Below are 22,308 nucleotides of genomic sequence, written 5' to 3'. Positions count from 1 at the left end.
TTTTTGATATTTGCTTTGCACAAGCGTTATTCCTTTGCGGAACTACTCATTCCAATTCGTAATTTCATTCGTTCTAAACCGCCCCCTATAGTCCCTTTATTGCTGGCCTTGAGTGAGTTACTGCGTTGTGGATTACCTGCCGTTATTTGCTGCTGTAAAAGACCGCCCCGTTTTAGTGATTGGCGGCGGCGAAATCGCCGCGCGCAAGATTGCCTTTTTGCGTCGCGCTGGCGCACATGTGCAGGTGGTGGCACAACGGCTGGAACCGCAGTTGCAGCAACTTGCCGATGCGCAATCCATTCACTGGCTGGCTACCGAGTTTGACGAATCACAGCTGGACGCGGTTTTCCTGGTGATTGCCGCGACCAACGATTCGGCGCTGAATCGCCGGGTGTTCGACGCCGCCAATGCGCGTCATCGGCTGGTGAATGTTGTCGATGACCAACCGCTGTGCTCCTTTATTTTCCCGTCGATTGTGGATCGTTCACCGTTACTGGTGGCCATCTCTTCTGGCGGTAACGCGCCGGTGCTGGCGCGGTTACTGCGTGAAAAGATTGAAGCGCTGCTGCCGGGAAATCTCGGGCGCATGGCAGAGGTTGCCGGACGCTGGCGCACGCGCATCAAAGCGTTTCGCCGCACTACCGATGAGCGGCGTCGTTTTTGGGAAACCGCTTTTCGCGGGCGTTTTGCCAGCCTGATGGTGGCGGGCGACGAACCGGCAGCGGAAAAAGCGCTGGAAGTGGAGCTGGCGCAACCTGGCTCAAGCGGCGGTGAAATCATTCTTGTCGGTGCCGGGCCTGGCGATGCCGGATTGCTGACGTTGCGGGGTTTGCAGGTTATCCAGCAGGCAGACGTCGTGTTTTATGATCACCTCGTGAGCGATGCGGTGCTGGAACTGGTGCGGCGGGACGCAGAGAAAATCTGCGTCGGTAAACGTGCCGGTTCGCACGCTGTCGCGCAGCATGATACCAACCGCATGTTGGTGGACGCGGCGCGCGAGGGGAAAACGGTGGTGCGCCTGAAAGGTGGCGATCCGTTTATCTTCGGACGCGGCGGCGAAGAGTTGCAGGCGGCGGCTGTAGCGGGCATCCCCTTCCAGGTGGTGCCGGGCGTTACGGCAGCATCGGGTGCGACAGCCTATGCCGGCATCCCGCTGACGCACCGGGATTTTGCCCAGAGCGTTACGTTTGTAACCGGTCATTATAAAGCCGACAGCGCGCCGTTTGACTGGTCACAATTGGCGCAGAGCCGCCAGACGCTGGCGATTTATATGGGCACGATGAAGGCCGCCGAAATCAGCGAACAGCTGATTACCCACGGGCGGGAAAAAACCACGCCGGTGGCGGTGATTTCCCGCGGTACGCGCGTGGATCAACACGTTGCTACCGGCACATTAGAACAACTTGAGGAACTGGCGAAAGCCGCCCCGATGCCTGCCCTGTTGGTGGTGGGCGAGGTGGTTGGGCTGCATCGCGAACTCGCCTGGTTCCGGCATACGACAGCGACGGAGGCGTTTGACGCCTCCGTGATTAATCTGGCTTAAGGAATGGTTATGGATCAAAAACGACTCACTCACCTGCGACAACTGGAGGCGGAAAGCATCCATATTATCCGCGAAGTGGCCGCCGAATTTTCCAACCCGGTGATGATGTACTCCATCGGCAAAGATTCCAGCGTGATGCTGCATCTGGCACGCAAAGCCTTCTATCCTGGCACGCTGCCGTTCCCGCTGTTGCATGTGGATACCGGCTGGAAATTCCGTGAGATGTACGAATTCCGTGACCGTACCGCAAAGGCCTACGGCTGCGAGTTACTGGTGCATAAAAACCCGGAAGGGGTGGCAATGGGCATTAACCCGTTCGTACACGGCAGTGCCAAACACACCGATATCATGAAAACCGAAGGGTTGAAGCAGGCGCTGAACAAGTACGGTTTTGATGCGGCATTTGGCGGCGCACGGCGTGACGAAGAGAAATCGCGCGCCAAAGAGCGCATTTACTCCTTCCGCGACCGCTTCCACCGCTGGGATCCGAAAAACCAGCGCCCGGAGCTGTGGCACAACTACAACGGCCAGATTAACAAAGGCGAAAGTATTCGCGTGTTCCCGCTCTCTAACTGGACCGAGCTGGATATCTGGCAGTATATCTTCCTGGAAAATATCGACATCGTTCCGTTGTACCTGGCGGCGGAACGCCCGGTGCTTGAGCGCGACGGCATGCTGATGATGATCGACGATGACCGTATCGATCTGCAGCCGGGTGAAGTGATCGAAAAACGGATGGTGCGTTTCCGTACGCTTGGCTGCTGGCCGCTGACCGGCGCGGTGGAATCAAACGCGCAAACGCTGCCGGAGATTATCGAAGAGATGCTGGTTTCAACGACCAGTGAACGTCAGGGGCGCGTGATTGACCGCGACCAGGCCGGCTCCATGGAGCTGAAAAAACGTCAGGGATACTTCTAAGGAGCCGCCATGAACACCACAATTGCACAACAGATTGCCAATGAAGGCGGCGTCGAAGCGTATCTTCATGCCCAGCAGCACAAAAGCCTGCTGCGCTTTTTAACCTGCGGCAGCGTCGATGACGGCAAAAGTACACTGATTGGCCGACTGCTGCACGATACCCGCCAGATCTACGAAGATCAGCTCTCCACGCTGCACAACGACAGCAAACGTCACGGCACGCAGGGTGAAAAACTCGATCTCGCGCTGCTGGTGGATGGCCTGCAAGCGGAGCGCGAACAGGGCATTACCATTGATGTGGCGTATCGCTATTTCTCTACCGAAAAACGCAAATTTATCATCGCCGATACGCCAGGGCATGAGCAGTACACCCGAAATATGGCGACCGGCGCGTCGACCTGCGATCTGGCGATTTTGCTGATCGATGCGCGCAAAGGCGTGCTGGATCAAACCCGCCGCCACAGCTTCATCTCCACGCTGCTCGGCATTAAACACCTGGTCGTGGCCGTCAATAAAATGGACCTGGTAGACTTCAGCGAAGAGACGTTCGACAACATTCGTCAGGATTACCTGACTTTTGCCGGGCAACTGCCGGGCAACCTCGATATCCGCTTTGTGCCGCTGTCAGCGCTCGAAGGGGATAACGTTGCCAGCCAGAGCGAGAAAATGCCGTGGTACAGCGGCCCGACGCTGCTGGAAATGCTGGAGACCGTTGAAATTCAGCGCGTGGTGGATACGCAACCGATGCGCTTCCCGGTGCAGTACGTTAACCGCCCGAACCTCGATTTCCGTGGTTTCTCCGGCACGCTCGCCTCTGGCGTGGTGAAAGTTGGTCAGCGCATCAAAGTGCTGCCGTCTGGCGTCGAATCGACTATCGCCCGCATCGTGACGTTTGACGGTGATTTACAGGAAGCCGCAGCGGGTGAAGCGATCACGCTGGTGCTAAAAGATGAGATCGATATCAGCCGTGGCGACTTGATTCTGGATGCGCAGGAAACGCTGCCTGCGGTGCAGGGCGCATCGCTGGATGTGGTGTGGATGGCGGAACAGCCGTTGCAACCGGGTCAGAGCTATGACATCAAAGTGGCAGGCAAAAAAACGCGCGCCCGTGTCGATGGCATCCACTACCAGGTGGACATCAATAACCTGACGCAGCGCCAGGTGGATACGTTGCCGCTTAACGGTATTGGGCTGGTGGATCTGACGTTCGACGAACCGCTGATGCTGGATGCATATCAGCAGAACCCGGTGACTGGCGGCATTATCTTTATCGATCGCCTGAGTAACGTGACCGTTGGCGCAGGAATGGTGCGTGACGTTCATATTCAGCAGCAGGCCACTACATCCGGGTTCAGCGCATTCGAACTGGAACTGAATCAGCTTATTCGTAAGCACTTCCCGCACTGGGGCGCACGTGATCTGCTGGGAGGCAAGTAATGGCGCAGCATGACGAAAATGTCGTCTGGCACGCGCACCCGGTGACGCCTGATGCGCGTGAGCAACTTCACGGTCACCGTGGGGTTGTGCTGTGGTTTACCGGCCTTTCCGGTTCGGGAAAATCGACCGTCGCGGGGGCGCTGGAAGAGGCGCTGCACCGCGCGGGTGTCAGCACCTATTTGCTGGATGGTGACAATGTGCGCCACGGGCTGTGCAGCGATTTAGGCTTTAGCGACGCCGATCGTAAAGAGAATATCCGCCGCGTGGGCGAAGTGGCTAAATTGATGGTTGAAGCCGGTCTGGTCGTGCTCACCGCGTTTATCTCGCCGCACCGCGCCGAGCGGCAAATGGTACGCGAGCGCCTGGGAGAAGGGCGGTTTATCGAGGTGTTTGTAGATACGCCGCTGGAGATCTGCGAAGCGCGCGATCCTAAGGGATTGTATAAGAAAGCGCGTGCGGGTGAACTTCGCAACTTCACCGGCATTGATTCGGTATACGAAGCGCCGCAATCCCCGGAAGTGCATCTGGACGGCGAACAATTGGTAACAAATTTGGTCAGCCAATTATTAGACCTCCTCCGGCAGGGCGATATTATCAGATCCTGAGACGGTACTGGCGATACACGCCATCTTCAGGTTTCCCGGTGTTAATGTTGGCGCCGCCTGAGCGAGGGTGTGTATTTCCGTTACCGGTCGTACAGGCAACAGGATCAGATATGCGCAACAGTCAGAACATCACCATTCCACGGTCGCAGTCGATGACGACCACCACCGATGAAGCCACAACATGGTCGTTCCCTGGAGCGGTTGTGGGCTTTGTCGCATGGCTGCTGGCGCTCGGCATCCCGTTCATGATTTACGGTTCCAATACGCTGTTTTTCTTTCTCTACACCTGGCCTTTTTTTCTCGCCCTGATGCCCGTATCCGTTGTGGTCGGCATTGCGCTGCATTCGCTCCTCGATGGCAAGCTGGTTTACAGCAGCGTGGCGACACTGTTGACGGTGATCGCCATGTTCGGCGTGCTGTTTATGTGGCTGATGGGGTAACGCAATCCCTACGTCAAACCGTAACGCTCATTAAGGCAATGTGTCCGGCTACGGATCGACAGACATTTATGGTAAAGTCTGGCGCTTGTGCGGCATCACCCGGCTGGAGTGGAGTCTGACGAAAAGTTATGGGATGATGATGCCGTTTTTCAGGGGGCAGGATGGGTAAACTAACGCTGCTATTGCTGGCTTTGCTGGTCTGGCTACAGTATTCGCTGTGGTTCGGCAAGAATGGTCTGCATGATTACGGCCGCGTCAGCGAAGATGTGGCGGCACAGCAGGCGACAAACGCCAAATTAAAATCGCGTAACGATCAGCTTTTCGCCGAAATTGACGATCTCAATGGTGGCCAGGAAGCGATTGAGGAACGCGCTCGCAACGAATTAACCATGACGAAGCCGGGCGAAACATTTTATCGTCTGGTGCCGGACGCCTCAAAGCGCGCGTCGGGCTCAGCGCAAAACACGCAAAATACACAAAATACGCAGAACAGACCTTAAATAATCCCGGACTCACGACATGTCAGCAATGATCCCGGACGTCTGTGCCGTGGTGCCGGCCGCCGGATTTGGCCGCCGCATGCAAACGGAATGTCCTAAGCAGTATCTCTCCATCGGTGATAAAACCATTCTTGAGCACGCGGTCGCCGCGTTGCTCGCCCATCCGCGCGTTAGCCGCGTGATTATCGCGGTCAGCCCTGGCGATGAACGTTTCGCGCAATTACCCCTTGCCTGCCATCCGCAAATCACCGTGGTAAACGGTGGCGCAGAGCGCGCGGACTCCGTGCTGGCGGGCCTGAAGGCCGCCTCGGGCGCGCAGTGGGTGCTGGTGCACGATGCCGCGCGGCCTTGTCTGCATCAGGATGATTTAAACCGCCTGCTGGCGCTGAGTGAAACCAGCCGCGTGGGAGGAATTCTTGCCGCCCCGGTGCGCGACACCATGAAGCGCGCCGAACCTGGTAAAACCGCGATTGCTCACACCGTTGAGCGCAACGATTTATGGCATGCGCTAACGCCGCAGTTTTTCCCGCTGCCGCTGCTGCACGATTGCCTGACCCGCGCGCTGAATGAAGGCGCTGTAATTACTGATGAAGCCTCAGCGCTGGAGTATTGTGGTTTTCACCCGGAGCTGGTCGCCGGACGCGCGGATAATATTAAAGTCACCCGCCCCGAAGATTTACGACTTGCAGAATTTTACTTGACCCATGCAGACCTCCAGGAGAAAGCATAATGCGCATTGGACACGGTTTTGACGTACACGCCTTTGGAGGCGTTGGCCCGATTATCATTGGCGGTGTGCGCATTCCCTTCGAAAAAGGCCTGCTGGCTCACTCTGATGGCGATGTTGCGCTGCATGCGTTGACCGACGCGCTGCTGGGCGCGGCGGCGCTTGGCGATATCGGTAAATTGTTCCCGGACACCGATCCGGCGTTCAAAGGCGCAGACAGCCGCGAGCTGCTGCGTGAAGCCTGGCGGCGCATTCAGGCGAAAGGCTATACGCTTGGCAATGTTGATGTCACCATCATCGCTCAGGCACCGAAAATGCTGCCGCATATTCCGCAGATGCGCGTGTTTATCGCTGAAGATCTCGGTTGCCATATGGATGATGTCAACGTCAAAGCCACCACTACCGAGAAACTAGGCTTTACCGGCCGCGGCGAAGGTATCGCTTGTGAAGCGGTGGCGTTGCTGGTGAAGGCGGCAAAATGACAGATTTTGAGAACCTGACATTTTTGCACGGCAAACCGGTGGCAAGCGGCGTTCTGAAAGCCAATCCGGAAGATTTCGTGGTGGTGGAAGATCTTGGCTTTGAGCCTGATGGCGAAGGCGAGCATATTCTGGTGCGCATCCTGAAAAATGGCTGCAACACGCGTTTTGTCGCTGATGCGCTGGCCAAATTCCTTAAAATCCACGCGCGTGAAGTGAGCTTTGCCGGGCAAAAAGATAAACACGCTGTCACTGAGCAGTGGCTGTGTGCCCGCGTACCGGGTAATGCGATGCCCGATCTTAGCGCCTTTCAGCTTGAAGGTTGCAAAGTGCTGGAATATGCCCGTCACAAGCGCAAGCTGCGCCTCGGTGCGCTGCAGGGCAATGCGTTTACGCTGGTACTGCGCGAAATCAGCGACCGTGCGGACGTTGACGCGCGTTTGCAGGCCATCGCGGAGAAAGGTGTTCCGAATTATTTCGGCGCTCAGCGCTTTGGCATCGGCGGCAGCAACCTGCAAGGCGCGCTTCGCTGGGCGCAGAGCGATGCGCCGGTGCGCGACCGTAACAAGCGCAGTTTTTGGTTGTCGGCGGCGCGTAGTGCGTTGTTTAATCAAATCGTCAGTGAGCGGTTGAAAAAAACAGACTTTAATCAAGTTGTTGACGGCGATGCGCTACAATTAGCGGGGCGCGGCAGCTGGTTTGTTGCAACCTGTGAAGAGCAGGCGGAACTGCAAACGCGCGTTGAGGCGAAAGCGCTGATGATTACCGCGTCGCTGCCAGGCAGCGGCGAGTGGGGCACACAGCGTGACGCGCTGGCGTTTGAACAACAGGCGGTTGCGGATGCGTCGGATCTACAGGCGCTACTGGTGCGGGAGAAAGTCGAAGCCGCGCGCCGCGCAATGCTGCTCTACCCGCAAAAATTAAGCTGGAACTGGTGGGATGACGTCACCGTCGAATTACGGTTCTGGCTTCCGGCGGGCAGCTTTGCCACCAGTGTCGTCAGGGAACTTATCAACACATCGGGTGATTATGCGAATATTGCTGAGTAACGATGACGGGATCCACGCGCCGGGTATCCAGACGCTGGCAAAGGCTCTTAGAGAGTTTGCCGACGTTCAGGTCGTCGCTCCCGATCGTAACCGCAGCGGTGCGTCTAATTCACTGACGCTTGAATCCTCGCTTCGTACTTTTACGTTTGAAAACGGCGATATCGCCGTCCAGATGGGCACGCCGACCGATTGCGTTTATCTGGGCGTTAATGCGCTGATGCGTCCGCGCCCGGATGTGGTGGTGTCTGGTATTAATGCCGGGCCGAACCTTGGCGATGATGTTATCTACTCCGGTACGGTTGCCGCTGCGATGGAGGGGAGACATCTGGGATTCCCGGCGCTGGCGGTGTCGCTTAACGGGCATACGCATTATGACACCGCCGCAGCGGTCACCTGTTCCATCTTGCGTGCGTTAAGCCGCGAACCGCTGCGAACCGGTCGTATTTTGAACATTAACGTCCCGGATCTGCCGCTGGATGAGATCAAAGGTATTCGCGTTACGCGTTGTGGTAGCCGCCATCCGGCGGATCAGGTGATTCCACAGCAAGATCCGCGCGGCAATACGCTTTACTGGATTGGCCCGCCCGGCGAGAAATGCGATGCCGGGCCGGATACTGATTTCGCCGCCGTTGATGAAGGCTATGTTTCCGTGACGCCGCTACATGTGGATTTAACCGCTTACAGCGCGCATGATGTGGTGTCGGGTTGGTTGGATCGTGCCGGGGTGAACAGGCAATGGTAAGCAAACGCGTACAAGATCTTCTCAATCAATTACGCGCGCAGGGCATTAAAAACGAGCAGGTGCTTGAGGCGTTGTCACAAGTGCCGCGCGAGAAATTTATCGACGAGGCGTTTGAACACAAAGCGTGGGATAACGTCGCGTTACCTATTGGTCAAGGGCAAACTATTTCGCAGCCTTATATGGTGGCGCGAATGACCGAGCTGCTGGAACTGACGCCGGCCTCGCGGGTGCTGGAAATTGGCACCGGTTCGGGGTATCAGACCGCAATTCTGGCGCGCCTGGTGCATCATGTTTGCTCGGTTGAACGCATCAAAGGGTTGCAATGGCAGGCGCGTCGCCGCCTGAAGCAGCTTGATTTACATAATGTTTCTACTCGTCATGGTGATGGCTGGCAGGGATGGCAAGCTCGTGCGCCGTTTGACGCCATTATCGTGACCGCTGCACCGCCGGAAATCCCGGCTGCGCTGATGTCGCAGCTTGATGACGGCGGTATTCTCGTTTTGCCCGTGGGCGATGAACTCCAGCATTTGAAGCGGGTTCGTCGGCGGGGAAGCGAATTCATTATCGATACCGTTGAAGCCGTACGCTTTGTTCCGCTGGTGAAAGGCGAACTGGCCTGAGAAACAGAGTTTTCCTGGGTTTTTCAGGCGATAACAGCGTATGGTGAGCACATTTGCCGTAAACGTTCGCGGTTATCTTTAAGTCATTGGTAATTTACATATTGTTGGGGGATAAATGAGCGCGGGAAGCCCAAAATTAACCGTAAGCCGTGTTGCGGCATTATCACTGGTTTCACTTTGGCTGGCAGGGTGTTCAAATTCCACTAATGCTCCGGCCCCGGTCAGTTCCGTTGGCGGCATGAAGAGCGCCAGCAGTAATAATTCCAGTTCCGGTATGTTAATCACACCGCCGCCAAAACTTGGCACGTCCGCGCAGCAACCGCAGATTCAGCCGGTACAACGTCCTGCCGTTCAGCCGACGCAGATCCAACCCGTCGCACAGCAGCCCGTTCAGACGGTGAATGGTCATATCGTCTATAACCGCCAGTATGGCAATATTCCTAAAGGCAGCTACACCGGCGGCAGTACCTACACCGTTAAACGTGGTGATACGCTGTTTTATATCGCGTGGATCACCGGGAACGATTTCCGTGACCTCGCGCAGCGTAATCACGTTGCCGCGCCGTATAGTCTTGAAGTCGGACAAACATTGCAGGTTGGCAATGCATCCGGTACGCCAATCACTGGTGGTAACGCCATAACTCAGGCTGATGCTTCTGCGCAAGGAATCGTCTCAAAACCTGCACAAAATTCAACCGTAGTGGTTGCTTCGAAACCGACAATTACGTATTCTGAAGATTCAGGTGAACAAAGTGCTAACAAAATGTTGCCGAACAATAAGCCTGCGACTATCGTCACAGCGCCTGTTACGGCTCCTTCTGTAAGCTCAACCGAACCGACTGCCAGCAGTACATCAACCAGCTCGCCGATTGCTTCATGGCGCTGGCCGACTGATGGCAACGTTATCGACAACTTCTCTGCGACCGAAGGTGGCAACAAAGGCGTCGATATTGCGGGCAGTAAAGGGCAGGCTATCGTCGCGACCGCAGATGGGCGCGTTGTATATGCCGGTAACGCACTGCGCGGTTACGGTAATTTGATCATCATAAAACATAACGATGATTACCTGAGTGCCTACGCCCATAACGACACAATGCTGGTCCGGGAACAACAAGAAGTTAAGGCGGGGCAGAAAATCGCTACCATGGGTAGCACCGGAACCAGTTCTACACGCTTGCATTTTGAAATTCGTTACAAGGGGAAATCCGTAAACCCGCTGCGTTATTTGCCGCAGCGATAAATCGGTGCAAAGTGATTGAAGTGCTCCCCATATGAGTCGTTGCAGCGTGCGCAGATGCCGCTGCAGCCGGCGAAATGAGTAGTCTTCAGGTGCTTTGCCCAGGGATCACGGGTAGGAGCCACCTTATGAGTCAGAATACGCTGAAAGTTCATGATTTAAATGAAGACGCGGAATTTGATGAGAACGGAGTAGAGGCTTTTGATGAGAAAGCCTTAGTAGAAGAGGAACCCAGTGATAACGACCTGGCTGAAGAGGAGCTGTTGTCGCAGGGTGCTACCCAGCGGGTTTTAGACGCTACTCAGCTGTACCTTGGGGAAATTGGGTACTCCCCGCTCTTAACGGCCGAAGAAGAAGTTTATTTCGCACGCCGTGCGCTACGTGGTGATGTAGCCTCTCGCCGTCGCATGATCGAAAGTAACCTGCGTCTGGTGGTGAAAATTGCCCGTCGTTATAGCAATCGTGGTCTTGCGCTGTTGGATCTGATTGAAGAGGGTAACCTGGGGCTGATCCGCGCCGTTGAGAAATTTGACCCGGAACGTGGGTTCCGTTTCTCAACGTATGCCACCTGGTGGATCCGTCAGACCATTGAACGGGCAATCATGAATCAAACCCGTACGATTCGTCTGCCAATCCACATTGTTAAAGAGCTGAACGTCTATCTGCGTACTGCCCGCGAGTTGTCCCATAAACTGGACCACGAGCCGAGCGCGGAAGAGATTGCCGAACAGCTGGATAAACCTGTTGATGATGTCAGCCGTATGCTGCGTCTCAACGAGCGCATTACCTCAGTTGATACGCCGCTGGGCGGTGATTCTGAAAAAGCGTTGCTGGATATCCTGGCCGATGAGAAAGACAACGGCCCGGAAGACACCACGCAAGACGATGATATGAAACAAAGCATCGTTAAATGGCTGTTCGAACTGAACGCCAAACAGCGTGAAGTGCTGGCGCGTCGTTTCGGTCTGCTGGGTTATGAAGCTGCAACACTGGAAGATGTGGGCCGCGAAATTGGTCTCACTCGTGAACGTGTTCGCCAGATTCAGGTTGAAGGTCTGCGTCGTCTGCGTGAAATCCTGCAAACGCAAGGGCTGAATATCGAAGCGCTGTTCCGCGAATAAGCACCATTTCACGACAAAAAGGCCGCTCGCAGATGACGCGGCCTTTTTTCTTTGCTTTCAATTTGCCGTTACGCTGCCTGCGCCGTCTCATGCAAATGACGCCACAACACACGCCCTTGCTGTAATTGAAACACTACCGTCGACCAGCGTACATGCTCGCCCTGCGTTTCCCGGTAGCCGATTACCGCGCCACCGTCCCACTCCGCCAGCGGTTCGATGTTATCGACCACGATCTTCAGCCCTGCTCGACTACCGCGCTGCGCCTGGAAAAAACCGGCAAGGGCCGCGTAGTCCAGAGATGCGCCGGAAAGCGTCACCATGGAAAAGTTTTCGGCAAAGCGCGCCATTAATGCCTCCAGCTCACCTTCACCCCGGCTGAGCCAGTTTTCGATGGCGACATGCGCGTCAATAATTTCAGTAACATAGGCTTTCATGGTTTCTCCTGTTGCAAATAGTGCAGTGTTTGTTGGTTATTCAGCCGCAGGGCGGCCACCAGCGGTAACAAGGAAAAGGCGGCAGCGGTAACAAACGTGCCGCGCCAGGCCAGTAACGGGGGAAACAGATGTTGTAAGGCGCTCAACACCAACGTCAGCAAGGTTGTCCCGAGAAAGAAGCTCAGTTGCCGGTTAAGATTCCACAGCGCGCTGGCATCGGGCATTTCATGATGGGTAATCGTCAAAAAAGCGCTGCTTTGCGCGGTGCTACTGCACAAACTCCCGCCGGTGCCCATCAACGTAAATGCCGCAATAACGACACTGGCAGGCGTCTGTGGCGTAACGCCCGTCAACATCAGTATCCCGGCAGCCTGCAATAAACAGCCGGTGATGATTAATGGTCGCGGGCCAAGGCGGTTGAAATAACGACCGCTAAAATAGATCGCGGCGAAAGAAGCCAGTGACCACGGGATCATTAATGCGCCGGTTACTGCGGGCGACATCCCGGCGCTGCGCTGCAAATAAAACATGCCCACCACACTCACACCGATGAACATCCCCGGCACGCACAGATAAATCAGCATGGCGAAGCGCAGCAGCGAGTTACGCAGTAAGGGTAAATGCAGCAGGCGCGACGACCCGCTTGCCACAGGCTCGTCTTTTAGCCAGAGGCTCGCGAGCAGCAGCGTTAGCAGCGCAACAGGTAGCGTGGCGAAGAAAATCCAGCGCCAGCTAAAAGACTGTACCAGCACGCCACCGATCGCGGGCGAACAGGCGGGAGCCAGCAGTGCGACCATCATCACGGCGGATGAGACTTTGGCGCGTTCATGGGGCTCAAATTGTTGCCAGGTTAACGCTTGTCCCACCGGGATCAGCAGCCCGCCGCCTGTGCCTTGCAGCACGCGCCAGAAAATCAGGCTACCGGCGGAGTTAGCGCAACCTGCCGCCATCGCCGCTGCGCTAAATACAACCAGTGAAAAGATAAAGACGCGTCGAGCGCCAAAACGTCTGGTTAGCCGGGCGCTAAACGGGATTGCCAGCGTTAAACCGGCGATATAGCCGTTGCTGACCCATGCCAGCGCAGAAACCGACGCCTGCAGGCTAACCGCCATCGCCGGAAACGCTACGCTGGCAATAAACATGTTGATTAAGTCGAGAAAAAAGCCCAGCAGATATACCACCGCGACCTTGTTGCGATACACCATTTTCTGCCCTCCTGTGTGGAGGCGTAATGTAGCGGGGCCATGGGGCGGGATAAACGGCGCGCCGGGCGATATACTGTCAAAATTATTTTTACAATGATGGAACCCCGATGCTCAATTTATCGCGTATGGCTATCTTTGTTGCCGTGGTCGATACCGGCAGTTTCACCGCGGCTGCCGTTGCACTTGGGCAAACCAAAGCGGTGGTCAGCTTTAATATCCGCCAGCTTGAAAACGAGCTCGGCGTAACCTTGCTGCTACGTTCGACGCGACGGCTAACGCTAACCGATGCGGGGCGTGTGTTTTATCAGCGCGGCGTTGCGTTGCTCAATGCCGCAGAGAGCTTGCAAGATGACGTCCGGGCAAGCCACGTGAGTTTATGCGGTGAGCTGCGGATCACCAGCACGCCGGAGTATGGCGCACAGGTTGTGGTGCCGGCGCTGGCGGCGTTTGCAAAGTTGCATCCTGGTTTGCGCATCCGCCATGTGGCCTCGTCTCAGCATAATGATTTGATTTCAGAGCGTTTTGATGTGGCGATCCGCTTAGGATCGCTGGCGGATTCGCGCTATCACGCCGCGCTGATTTCACGCTTTGCGATTGTGCCAGTGGCGACGCCCGAATGGCTGCGCGCCCATCCTGTGACCTCGCTGCAATCGCTGGCGCAGGCGGAGTGGATCATTCATGAGCGCTTAAGCGCACCGCTGCGCTGGCAGATTACCGATGCCAGCGGGCGCAGCGAAACGCTGGAAATCATCGCGCCAGCGCGGTTATCCGCCGATAGCGCGCAGGCGTTAATGGCATTCGCGCTGGCTGGTTGCGGCGTGGCGTTGTTACCGCTATGGCTGGTGCAAACGGCGCTGGACAGTCATCGGCTTATTCATTTGTTGCCGGAATACCGCTTCGCGCAGCAGGGGGTTTATGCCGTCTATGCGGATGCGCAGCATCAGCCCGCGAAAGTCCGCGCGTTTGTGGATTTTTTGCGTGCTCGTCTGGCTTAGTACTGCCTCAGTTTTATAGCTCATCAGTCACGCTTAAACGGCATGAAAACGCGACATCCAAAACCTGGACGTAAACGGACCGGCACCGTCAATAAGGCGGAAACACCATCTGTCCATCCAGGCGAGTAATCGCCGGTAAAAGGTGGTTCAGCCTGGTGATCGCGAACCGCTGCGCCGATCCAGATGTGCGTTTTGCATGATGTCGTAAGTGTTGATACTGCACCGCGCGGGGGGCGGGAGATGTCGGCGTGGCTGGCGAAGAAGTGAAAATCCCTCTCCGAGCGGGAGAGGGAAGAGGGGTTACAGCAGGTTTTTCAGCCGGTAGATCCACTCCAGCGCCTGGCGCGGCGTTAAGCTGTCCGGATCGAGGTTTTCCAGCGCTTCAACCGCCGGGTTTGTCTCTTCTGGCGCAGCCAGCAGCGACATTTGCGTGCCGTCGATCTGCGTGGCTGCCGCGCTCGGCGACAGGCTTTCCAGCTCGCGCAATTTACCGCGCGCGCGCTTGATCACCTCTTTGGGCACCCCCGCCAGCGCGGCGACCGCCAGGCCGTAGCTCTTACTGGCAGCGCCATCCTGCACGCTGTGCATAAAGGCGATGGTATCGCCGTGTTCCAGCGCATCGAGATGCACATTCGCCACGCCTTCCATTTTTTCCGGCAGTTGCGTCAGCTCGAAATAGTGGGTGGCAAACAGCGTCAGCGCTTTGATCTTATTCGCCAGATTCTCCGCACACGCCCACGCCAGCGACAAGCCATCATACGTCGATGTCCCGCGGCCAATTTCGTCCATCAGCACCAGGCTGTTTTCCGTGGCGTTATGCAGGATGTTCGCTGTTTCGGTCATCTCCACCATAAACGTGGAGCGTCCGCTGGCGAGATCATCCGCCGCGCCGACGCGGGTAAAGATGCGATCGATTGGCCCGATCTCCACTTTTTGCGCCGGCACATAGCTGCCGATATAGGCCAGCAACGCAATCAGCGCGGTCTGGCGCATATAGGTGCTTTTACCGCCCATATTCGGGCCGGTGATGATCAACATCCGCCGCTGCGGTGACAGGTTCAGCGGGTTGGCGATAAACGGCTCTTTCAGCACTTGCTCCACCACCGGATGGCGGCCTTCGCTAATGCGAATGCCCGGTTTTTCGCTGAAGGTCGGGCAGCAGTAATTGAGGGTATAAGCACGCTCCGCCAGGTTGACCAGCACATCCAGCTCTGCCAGCGCGGCGGCGCTCTGCTGCAAATCCGCCAGATGCGGCATCAGCAGATCAAACAGCTCTTCATAGAGCTGTTTTTCCAGCGCCAGCGCTTTGCCTTTGGAGGTCAGAACTTTGTCTTCGTACTCTTTCAGTTCCGGAATAATGTAGCGCTCAGCGTTTTTCAGGGTCTGACGGCGTACATAGTGAATCGGTGCCAGGTGGCTCTGCCCACGGCTGATCTGAATGAAATAGCCGTGCACCGCGTTATAGCCCACTTTCAGCGTATCCAGCCCCAGCCGCTCACGCTCGCGGATCTCCAGGCGGTCGAGATAATCGGTCGCGCCATCTGCCAGCCCGCGCCACTCATCCAGCTCGGCGTTATATCCCGGCGCAATCACGCCGCCATCGCGCACCAGCACCGGAGGTGCTTCGATGATGGCGCGCTCCAGCAGTTCGCGTAACTCGACAAATTCGCCCATTTTTTCACGCAGCGCCTGTACCGGTGCGCTGTCGATATCCGCCAGTTGGCTGCGCAGTTCCGGTAATTGCTGAAAAGCGTAACGCATGCGCGCCAGATCGCGTGGACGGGCAGTGCGCAGCGCCAGACGCGCCAGAATACGCTCCAGATCGCCCACCTGACGCAGCACCGGTTGCAGCTCACTGGTGTGTTCCTGCAACGCGCTGATAGTTTGCTGGCGCTCGGTCAGCACTTTCGTATCGCGCACCGGCATATGCAGCCAGCGTTTGAGCATGCGGCTGCCCATTGGCGTGACGGTACAGTCGAGCACCGAGGCCAGCGTGTTTTCGACGCCACCTGCCAGATTCTGGGTGATCTCCAGATTTCGGCGCGTCGCGGCATCCATAATGATGGTGTCCTGCTGGCGTTCCATGGTGATGGAGCGAATATGCGGCAGGGCGGTACGCTGCGTGTCTTTCACATATTGCAGCAGGCAACCGGCGGCGCACAGGCCGCGCGGTGCGTTCTCGACGCCAAAACCGACCAGGTCGCGCGTGCCGAACTGCATATTTAATTGCTGGCGCGCGGTATCAATTTCGAACTCCCACAGCGGGCGGCGGCGCAAACCACGACGGCCTTCAATCAACGCGGTTTCCGCGAAATCTTCCGCATAGAGTAATTCCGCCGGATTGGTACGTTGCAGTTCGGCGGCCATGGTGTCGCGATCCGCGGGTTCGCTAACGCGAAAACGCCCGGAACTGATATCCAGCGTCGCATAGCCAAAGCCTTTGCTGTCCTGCCAGACGGCGGCGAGCAGGTTGTCCTGGCGCTCCTGCAACAGCGCTTCATCGCTGATGGTGCCAGGCGTGACAATGCGCACCACTTTACGTTCGACCGGCCCTTTGCTGGTGGCCGGATCGCCAATCTGCTCGCAAATCGCCACCGATTCACCCAGGCTCACTAGCTTCGCCAGATAATTTTCCACCGCATGATGCGGCACACCCGCCATCGGAATCGGTTCACCGGCAGACGCACCGCGTTTGGTCAGTGAAATGTCCATCAGCTGCGAGGCGCGTTTGGCGTCGTCGTAAAACAGCTCGTAGAAGTCGCCCATACGGTAGAACAGCAGAATATCCGGGTGCTGTGCTTTCAGTTTCAGATACTGCTGCATCATTGGGGTATGCGCGTCGAAATTCTCTAGTGTACTCATCAGTTTATGATGTCCATTTTCTTAAATTTTAATGAGTTAGTGATGTTTGTTGTTCTCATTGAGTTTCACTTTGTCTCATTGGATCTCATGAAATCCTACATTTAAATGTAGGTTAAAGTGTAGCTTGCCAACCTATAGCCTGGTAAAATACGGCTACTTACAGCACAACCTACATTTCGTTTCATAAATGCGTAGGGAGCATGATAACGGAGTCTTTATGGCAGGAAAACAAGAGGCAAAGCCACTGTCGTTTAAAGCGATAGAAATGATGAAGCCAGGTGACAAAGATAAAGCTGATATTGGCGAAAATCGTGGTTTACGTGTCTCCTGTGGTGCTACTGGTGTTAAGTCTTTTTTCTACCGTTACACGAGCCCTGTGACTGGAAAACTTGCTCAGGTCAAAATTGGCAACTTCCCGCAGACTTCTCTCGCCGTTGCACGCCTTAAACTCAACGAATTAAAGCTCCTCCGTCAGGAGGGGCGGTGTCCTGCATCAGAACTCAAGCAGGAAAAACAACTTCGTGCAATCGAGGCTGAACAGGCCAAAGTACCTGAATTAACTGTGCAGGGATTAGTTGAGCTCTACCTGACTGAGCGCATTGAGGACCGCAAAACTAAGGATGGCAAAATCATTCCGGGAGCCCGGAAGAAGAAAGGCCAGGATGAAGTGCGCAGAACACTGTATGCCGATGCGGTAGATAAGCTGGGCGATCGTAATGCCGCAGAAATCACACGCAATGACGTGATTACGCTTATCAATGGCATTGTTGCCAGAGGCGCAAAAGTGCAAGCCGGTAACGTTCTAAGGGAGCTCTCATTGGCCTATGAGTTCGCTATCGGTTTGGGACGTTTTGATGCCAGTTTTGCCAATCCTGCGCTACTGGCAAAATCCAGCCTCCGTCAGACTCGAATCAAGCTTACTAATAATCGTGGTACGCGTGTGCTGAGTGAAGCTGAGCTTAAAAAGTTTCTCCAGTGGCTGCCAGGCTCTGCTTTTTCCCCAACAATCAAAAACGTGCTTCGTCTAACCTTGTGGACAGGTTGCCGCACAGGAGAGGTCTGCAACATGGCGTGGAAGGATGTTGATCTGGAGAAGGGGACGATACACCTGAGAGAGACTAAAACAGGCGTGGAACGTTACGTTCAGCTATCTACACAGGCTATAGATTTTCTAAAAGTGCTCCGCCTCAACTCGGACACCTATCTTTTTCCGTCTACACGAACAAGACGACCAATCCAGCAAAAGTATCTGACGGAGAATGCGTGGCGCTTACGTGAATCCGGCCAGATGTTGGATATACCGAGTTGGACACCTCATGATTTACGGCGGACAGTGCGTACTGGACTATCACGGCTGCAATGTCCTAACGAAGTGGCAGAGGCGATTCTGGGGCATACGAAAGGTGGTGTTGAAGGGATTTATAACCTTTACAAATATGATGTTGAGTGTAAAAAATGGCTGCAAGTATGGGCAGATTATATAGATTGTTTTAAATAGTTTGAATCGCTACTGGCCTGCTGCCACTAGTCTAGCGCACGACTATGTTTAAAAAGTGCCCCAGAGGCCAGAATAATTTTGTACTTCCGTTCCTCGCTCAGAGCGAACTGCGAGACTCATATCAGTCTGCACCGTGTTACAAAAAGACGATCGCATGATATAAGACACATAGTGCAGTGATAGTTAGAATTGAATTATTTAAACCAGCCTCTTAAATAACATGGAGTGACAGAGTATGCCTTTTAGAATTTATAATTGGGTGGAAATAGCGAATGATTATAACAGAGGTTCATTGTTATTAGGAAATGGAGCGAGTATGGCAATAGACGATCGTTTTGGTTATTCGTCGATTATTGAATATGCACGTGATCATGGACTTCTAACTGATGATATTGAACAGTTGTTTTGTTTTTTCAATACTGCTGACTTTGAACTTGTTTTACGCTTGGTGTGGCAAGCATCAAATGTTAATCGCTCGCTACGAATTCCAGATGAAAGAACACATGCTGCATATGTGCGAGTACGCGAATGTTTAATACAGTCAGTGAGAGATATACATCCTGAACACCAGGAAATCTCACGGGATTTACCTGCGATATATAACTTTATCAAGAGATTTAGTACAGTTATTTCATTGAATTATGATTTGATAATTTATTGGGCTATTATGTATGGCACTAGAATAAATGACAATCATTTGCTGAAAGATTGCTTTGTTAGTAGGCGATTCTATGAAAATTGGAGAAATTTGCGAGAATCATTTTTTTATGGACAAAGTGTTACGCTTGTTTTTTATCCTCATGGCAATTTGGTATTATGCCGAAATAATGTTGAGGCTGAGTTTAAAATAACCAACCATGAGCATGGTTTGCTCGAAACTGTACTGAGAGAGTGGCAATCCGAACAAGTTGTACCTTTATTTGTTAGTGAAGGTACCGCTTGGCAAAAGATAAATTCAATTCAAAATAGCAGCTACTTAAACACTGTGTATAGAGAAGTTCTCACCAGTTTAGAAGATCACTTGGTCATCTATGGTTGGGGTTTATGGCCACAAGATGAATATATCTTACAACGTATAGTTTCATCAGGAATCAGAAAGATTGCCGTTTCAGTTTATAGGAATGATCAGGCCTACTGTAACAGGGTTTATGATACAATCATTAGAATTTTGGGTGTCAATGTTCAGGTGGATTTCTTTAATAGTGAAAGCCCTAATTGTTGGAACAACATTGATTAATAAAAAGATGACGCAGTCTATTCAATGTATAAATGAACCTGCTGCTACTGTATATTCATCTTAAAGTTAGTTATCACCTCGGATCCTAACTCATAGTGAGGCTTAAGTGCCCCTTTGCAAGGCCGATTTTAGCTAGTATTGGGCATATCTAGGAACCTAGTATATTCATTATTGAGGATCGGGTTACCCCGTAGATTAATACCCTGCGATGTTAAAATGTCTTACGAACTTCTGCTCTTCGATCATAGCAGTCCTTCAACTCAGAGGGCGCGACAGCTTTGTGCCAAATACGGACATTCCTAACGTACAGTGAGTTAAAATATGGGAGCATGTCAACATTTTTGTGATTGTGGAAATGCACGTGAATAAAAAACGGCCAAGCAGGAATTAACCTACAAAAATTCGTTTGTAAGTGGGGCGCAGGGCACTAGTAATATTTTTTACTTGCCCTGCTAAGAGGTGCTAATGATTTAAAAATTTTTAAATATCCCTTGTGATTTCAAACTCCTTATGTAGAGCATTTGCTTTTCTTTTTCTCTCTTTGATTAATGGTGTATAAACTGAATGATAATAATCTTCGACAGCTTTTCTTAATCTATCAGCCATTTCAAGTAATAAATTATTTTCTTTAATGAAACTAGCAATACTGATCTTGTATTTCTTGTCTGATGTATTTTTTGAAAAAATGTTTTGAGTTATTGCGTAGTCATATTTTTCTAGCTCTGAAATAGTGAAGTCTTCATTTGCAGTATTAAGGATAGGGTAATCCAATGTATCATCTAATAATCGCTGTTTACCGTTCATAATACTTAATACGTCTAGCCCGAAAGCCTGTGATACAACCTCGCATTCTGCCCAGGATAATTTTTCTTTGTCGCTTTTATTAGCATATATATACAGGTTTCTGGTTTTCATTAAAATCATTTCGCAAGCTGTCTGCATGTCACCCTGAGCAATATCAACCAATCCAAGTTCTTCGAAGTGCTTTATAGTAATTTGATCTTGGAAAACATTTCTATCAATATAGTGCAAGAATTGTAGTACGTTGTCGTATTTATCATCTGAGGATAAATTTGCTGCAACTGATTCGTAAAACTGTAATTTTATTGTTTGTGGTAAATTACTAATAATATAGGCAGCATGGTATTCTTGAACTGATTTATGAAGAAATACATAACGGTCTAAACCATCCTGTTGTATTAAACATGTAATATTGACTATGTCATCAATAAAAGGTTCGCATTCCTTAGATGGGATGCTTGCTGCTTTAAGAGCCTTTCTGGCATATTTTGTTAATGTTCTAGTATCAAACTCAAAAACCTCTTCCCTCATGGCAAAATAGCAAAGAGCTGAGAAACACCACAAAGAATCGTCTGTGCTCAGTGTTGATTTTCGCTCTCGAGCCCATGACTTCATTCGGTCATGTTTAAGATATAAAGTAATAAATAGCTTATTATAAAACTCAACTATATTACTTGGTAGTTCATCCCAATATGGATAGCATACATAAAGTAGGTTAATGAGAATTGGTGTTTTAAGAGTTCCTTTGAGCTGAGCGTTGTTACTAATCACACTTGATATTTCGTCGTATTCTGTTTGATTGGATATAACTTGTAAGATGCCAAGCTGACTTTGTTCATCTAGCTCTTGCACCAAAAGATTGTTGATAGACGTTTCTCTGCATATCTCCGTTTCTGGTCTGCTTGTAACAATAACTGGACAGTTATATCTTACATTGAGTTCTTTTATTTGAGATAAAATCTCAAGTCTTGCATTAGCTTTGATTTCATCAAATCCATCAAGCATTATGATAATTTTACCTGATTGGAGTAAAAGTTCGATAAGATAGTCTTCACATTTTATATCAACCCCAAGTGATTCAAGAGTAATTTTGAGGAAATCTAAAATAGAGCCATTTTCTATTCTTCTTAGCTCTAGAAAAAAAGGAATTCGGTTGCCGAATTTGATCTCATTTTGAAATAGTTTTCTTAGTATAGTGCTTTTACCTTGCCCAGCGATACCTACGATGTTTAATATGCGAGAGTGTGATATGATACAGTCATCATTAATGATTATGTTATCATCGTTTGCGATATTTTTTATTGTCAAAGGATAATATATATCATCAAGCAAAATATCATGTTCACGCTGATGGAGTGTTCTCATTCGTAAAGCATTTGATACGTGTTTTTCAATATATCTAGAGCGTATTTCTGGGTCTTCGAACTGCTCGATGATTTCCATTGAATTTTCTGTTCCTTTCACCCACTTAGAAGAAAGGAGTTTATCAGTCATAACTTTTACTGCTTCGCCAGTACCGCTGACAATTATTTGAGTAAGTAATGGATCCATGTTGGTTTTCTCACTGTTAGGTTTTTTATGAACTTATCTTAAAAATAGAGGGTTTAAAATACTAGTAACTTAAAGTGCCTATGCTCGTCTCACGGGGGTAAGCCGCCAGACTGTGTATGACTGGGTGGCAAAAGGTGAGGTTGTGGTGTCTGGAAACAAAATAGATGTCGATGCAACAGAGTGCAGACAGGCAGATTCAAGGAAAGCTAAGCCGTCAGACAAGGCTGGATGACCCTGACCCGGAATCCCGCACCATTCAGAAACAGAATGCCGGCATAATCTACACTCCCTGAACGGAGGTGGTGCC

Annotated in this window: 20 protein-coding genes; 16 read left to right on the top strand and 4 right to left on the bottom strand. The window is 52.4% G+C overall.

The genetic code is table 11. From position 1 onward, the window contains the following. Positions 1–127: 127 nt before the first annotated feature. The 13 genes from cysG (at position 128) to rpoS (ending at position 11,418) form a co-directional block, all read left to right on the top strand. Complete coding sequence (gene cysG / locus M8Q36_RS01155) at positions 128–1,543, top strand: siroheme synthase CysG (protein ID WP_249882701.1); 1,416 nt, start codon at positions 128–130, stop codon at positions 1,541–1,543. Positions 1,544–1,552: 9 nt separating this feature from the next. Further along, positions 1,553–2,461, top strand: a complete 909-nt coding sequence (gene cysD, locus M8Q36_RS01150; RefSeq protein WP_017457708.1) for a sulfate adenylyltransferase subunit CysD — start codon at positions 1,553–1,555, stop codon at positions 2,459–2,461. 9 nt (positions 2,462–2,470) lie between these two features. After that, the gene (gene cysN, locus M8Q36_RS01145; RefSeq protein ID WP_249879758.1) at positions 2,471–3,898 is read left to right on the top strand and encodes a sulfate adenylyltransferase subunit CysN; all 1,428 of its coding nucleotides are present in this window, start codon (positions 2,471–2,473) and stop codon (positions 3,896–3,898) included. Continuing rightward, the gene (gene cysC / locus M8Q36_RS01140; protein WP_200552464.1) at positions 3,898–4,503 is read left to right on the top strand and encodes an adenylyl-sulfate kinase; all 606 of its coding nucleotides are present in this window, start codon (positions 3,898–3,900) and stop codon (positions 4,501–4,503) included. The genes cysN and cysC overlap by 1 nt, the downstream gene beginning before the upstream one ends. A 110-nt stretch (positions 4,504–4,613) precedes the next feature. Beyond that, positions 4,614–4,943 (top strand): DUF3561 family protein, encoded by a 330-nt coding sequence (locus M8Q36_RS01135; RefSeq protein ID WP_020455030.1) that lies wholly within the window; start codon positions 4,614–4,616, stop codon positions 4,941–4,943. A gap of 161 nt (positions 4,944–5,104) precedes the next feature. Continuing rightward, positions 5,105–5,443 (top strand): cell division protein FtsB, encoded by a 339-nt coding sequence (gene ftsB, locus M8Q36_RS01130; RefSeq protein WP_017457712.1) that lies wholly within the window; start codon positions 5,105–5,107, stop codon positions 5,441–5,443. Positions 5,444–5,462: 19 nt separating this feature from the next. Continuing rightward, entirely contained in the window at positions 5,463–6,173 is a 711-nt protein-coding gene (gene ispD, locus M8Q36_RS01125) for a 2-C-methyl-D-erythritol 4-phosphate cytidylyltransferase (protein ID WP_249879757.1), read from the top strand. Beyond that, on the top strand, positions 6,173–6,652 hold the full coding sequence (gene ispF, locus M8Q36_RS01120) for a 2-C-methyl-D-erythritol 2,4-cyclodiphosphate synthase (protein ID WP_017457714.1): 480 nt from the start codon (positions 6,173–6,175) through the stop codon (positions 6,650–6,652). Before ispD ends, ispF begins: the two co-directional genes overlap by 1 nt. Beyond that, positions 6,649–7,698 carry a tRNA pseudouridine(13) synthase TruD gene (gene truD, locus M8Q36_RS01115; protein WP_249879756.1) on the top strand — a complete coding sequence of 350 codons (1,050 nt, stop codon included), beginning with the start codon at positions 6,649–6,651 and terminating at the stop codon, positions 7,696–7,698. The genes ispF and truD overlap by 4 nt, the downstream gene beginning before the upstream one ends. Then, positions 7,679–8,440, top strand: a complete 762-nt coding sequence (surE, locus tag M8Q36_RS01110; protein WP_200552469.1) for a 5'/3'-nucleotidase SurE — start codon at positions 7,679–7,681, stop codon at positions 8,438–8,440. Before truD ends, surE begins: the two co-directional genes overlap by 20 nt. Further along, positions 8,434–9,060, top strand: coding sequence for a protein-L-isoaspartate(D-aspartate) O-methyltransferase (locus M8Q36_RS01105; RefSeq protein ID WP_017457717.1), 627 nt, complete (start codon positions 8,434–8,436; stop codon positions 9,058–9,060). Before surE ends, M8Q36_RS01105 begins: the two co-directional genes overlap by 7 nt. A 166-nt stretch (positions 9,061–9,226) precedes the next feature. Continuing rightward, positions 9,227–10,300 (top strand): murein hydrolase activator NlpD, encoded by a 1,074-nt coding sequence (gene nlpD, locus M8Q36_RS01100; RefSeq protein WP_233500430.1) that lies wholly within the window; start codon positions 9,227–9,229, stop codon positions 10,298–10,300. 125 nt (positions 10,301–10,425) lie between these two features. Then, the gene (gene rpoS / locus M8Q36_RS01095; protein ID WP_002442472.1) at positions 10,426–11,418 is read left to right on the top strand and encodes an RNA polymerase sigma factor RpoS; all 993 of its coding nucleotides are present in this window, start codon (positions 10,426–10,428) and stop codon (positions 11,416–11,418) included. Between the two features lie 68 nt (positions 11,419–11,486). On the opposite strand, the gene M8Q36_RS01090 is transcribed toward rpoS, so the two are convergent. Beyond that, on the bottom strand, positions 11,487–11,852 hold the full coding sequence (locus tag M8Q36_RS01090; RefSeq protein ID WP_249879755.1) for a DUF4440 domain-containing protein: 366 nt from the start codon (positions 11,850–11,852) through the stop codon (positions 11,487–11,489). Continuing rightward, on the bottom strand, positions 11,849–13,057 hold the full coding sequence (locus M8Q36_RS01085) for an MFS transporter (RefSeq protein WP_249879754.1): 1,209 nt from the start codon (positions 13,055–13,057) through the stop codon (positions 11,849–11,851). Before M8Q36_RS01085 ends, M8Q36_RS01090 begins: the two co-directional genes overlap by 4 nt. Before the next feature lie 107 nt (positions 13,058–13,164). Here M8Q36_RS01085 and M8Q36_RS01080 point away from each other — a divergent pair, with 107 nt between their 5' ends. Beyond that, complete coding sequence (locus tag M8Q36_RS01080; protein ID WP_249879753.1) at positions 13,165–14,052, top strand: LysR family transcriptional regulator; 888 nt, start codon at positions 13,165–13,167, stop codon at positions 14,050–14,052. 300 nt (positions 14,053–14,352) lie between these two features. Here the strand turns inward: M8Q36_RS01080 and mutS are convergent, their stop codons facing one another. Next, the gene (gene mutS / locus M8Q36_RS01075) at positions 14,353–16,914 is read right to left on the bottom strand and encodes a DNA mismatch repair protein MutS (protein ID WP_249879752.1); all 2,562 of its coding nucleotides are present in this window, start codon (positions 16,912–16,914) and stop codon (positions 14,353–14,355) included. A gap of 217 nt (positions 16,915–17,131) precedes the next feature. Here mutS and M8Q36_RS01070 point away from each other — a divergent pair, with 217 nt between their 5' ends. Then, positions 17,132–18,412 (top strand): tyrosine-type recombinase/integrase, encoded by a 1,281-nt coding sequence (locus tag M8Q36_RS01070; protein WP_249879751.1) that lies wholly within the window; start codon positions 17,132–17,134, stop codon positions 18,410–18,412. A gap of 235 nt (positions 18,413–18,647) precedes the next feature. Next, positions 18,648–19,649 (top strand): DUF4917 family protein, encoded by a 1,002-nt coding sequence (locus M8Q36_RS01065; protein ID WP_249879750.1) that lies wholly within the window; start codon positions 18,648–18,650, stop codon positions 19,647–19,649. Positions 19,650–20,129: 480 nt separating this feature from the next. Here M8Q36_RS01065 and M8Q36_RS01060 read toward each other — a convergent pair whose 3' ends face one another. Continuing rightward, positions 20,130–22,001: an NACHT domain-containing protein gene (locus M8Q36_RS01060; protein WP_249879749.1), complete on the bottom strand. Its 1,872-nt coding sequence runs from the start codon at positions 21,999–22,001 to the stop codon at positions 20,130–20,132. Between the last annotated feature and the right edge of the window lie 307 nt (positions 22,002–22,308).

It is taken from the genome of Kosakonia sp. R1.Fl (genome assembly GCF_023516815.1).
Classification (GTDB): domain Bacteria; phylum Pseudomonadota; class Gammaproteobacteria; order Enterobacterales; family Enterobacteriaceae; genus Kosakonia.
The sequence above is the reverse complement of the archived record's forward strand: the minus strand, read 5'-3'. Positions and strand labels throughout refer to the sequence as shown.

Excerpts from the sequence above, each read along its gene's own strand:
- mutS (WP_249879752.1), bottom strand. The coding sequence starts at position 16,914 with ATGAGTACACTAGAGAATTTCGACGCGCATACCCCAATGATGCAGCAG.
- ispD (WP_249879757.1), top strand. The coding sequence starts at position 5,463 with ATGTCAGCAATGATCCCGGACGTCTGTGCCGTGGTGCCGGCCGCCGGA.
- M8Q36_RS01085 (WP_249879754.1), bottom strand. The coding sequence starts at position 13,057 with ATGGTGTATCGCAACAAGGTCGCGGTGGTATATCTGCTGGGCTTTTTT.
- truD (WP_249879756.1), top strand. The coding sequence starts at position 6,649 with ATGACAGATTTTGAGAACCTGACATTTTTGCACGGCAAACCGGTGGCA.
- M8Q36_RS01060 (WP_249879749.1), bottom strand. The coding sequence starts at position 22,001 with ATGGATCCATTACTTACTCAAATAATTGTCAGCGGTACTGGCGAAGCA.
- M8Q36_RS01080 (WP_249879753.1), top strand. The coding sequence starts at position 13,165 with ATGCTCAATTTATCGCGTATGGCTATCTTTGTTGCCGTGGTCGATACC.
- rpoS (WP_002442472.1), top strand. The coding sequence starts at position 10,426 with ATGAGTCAGAATACGCTGAAAGTTCATGATTTAAATGAAGACGCGGAA.
- cysC (WP_200552464.1), top strand. The coding sequence starts at position 3,898 with ATGGCGCAGCATGACGAAAATGTCGTCTGGCACGCGCACCCGGTGACG.
- ftsB (WP_017457712.1), top strand. The coding sequence starts at position 5,105 with ATGGGTAAACTAACGCTGCTATTGCTGGCTTTGCTGGTCTGGCTACAG.
- M8Q36_RS01065 (WP_249879750.1), top strand. The coding sequence starts at position 18,648 with ATGCCTTTTAGAATTTATAATTGGGTGGAAATAGCGAATGATTATAAC.
- ispF (WP_017457714.1), top strand. The coding sequence starts at position 6,173 with ATGCGCATTGGACACGGTTTTGACGTACACGCCTTTGGAGGCGTTGGC.
- M8Q36_RS01135 (WP_020455030.1), top strand. The coding sequence starts at position 4,614 with ATGCGCAACAGTCAGAACATCACCATTCCACGGTCGCAGTCGATGACG.
- cysN (WP_249879758.1), top strand. The coding sequence starts at position 2,471 with ATGAACACCACAATTGCACAACAGATTGCCAATGAAGGCGGCGTCGAA.
- M8Q36_RS01090 (WP_249879755.1), bottom strand. The coding sequence starts at position 11,852 with ATGAAAGCCTATGTTACTGAAATTATTGACGCGCATGTCGCCATCGAA.
- M8Q36_RS01105 (WP_017457717.1), top strand. The coding sequence starts at position 8,434 with ATGGTAAGCAAACGCGTACAAGATCTTCTCAATCAATTACGCGCGCAG.
- surE (WP_200552469.1), top strand. The coding sequence starts at position 7,679 with ATGCGAATATTGCTGAGTAACGATGACGGGATCCACGCGCCGGGTATC.
- cysD (WP_017457708.1), top strand. The coding sequence starts at position 1,553 with ATGGATCAAAAACGACTCACTCACCTGCGACAACTGGAGGCGGAAAGC.
- M8Q36_RS01070 (WP_249879751.1), top strand. The coding sequence starts at position 17,132 with ATGGCAGGAAAACAAGAGGCAAAGCCACTGTCGTTTAAAGCGATAGAA.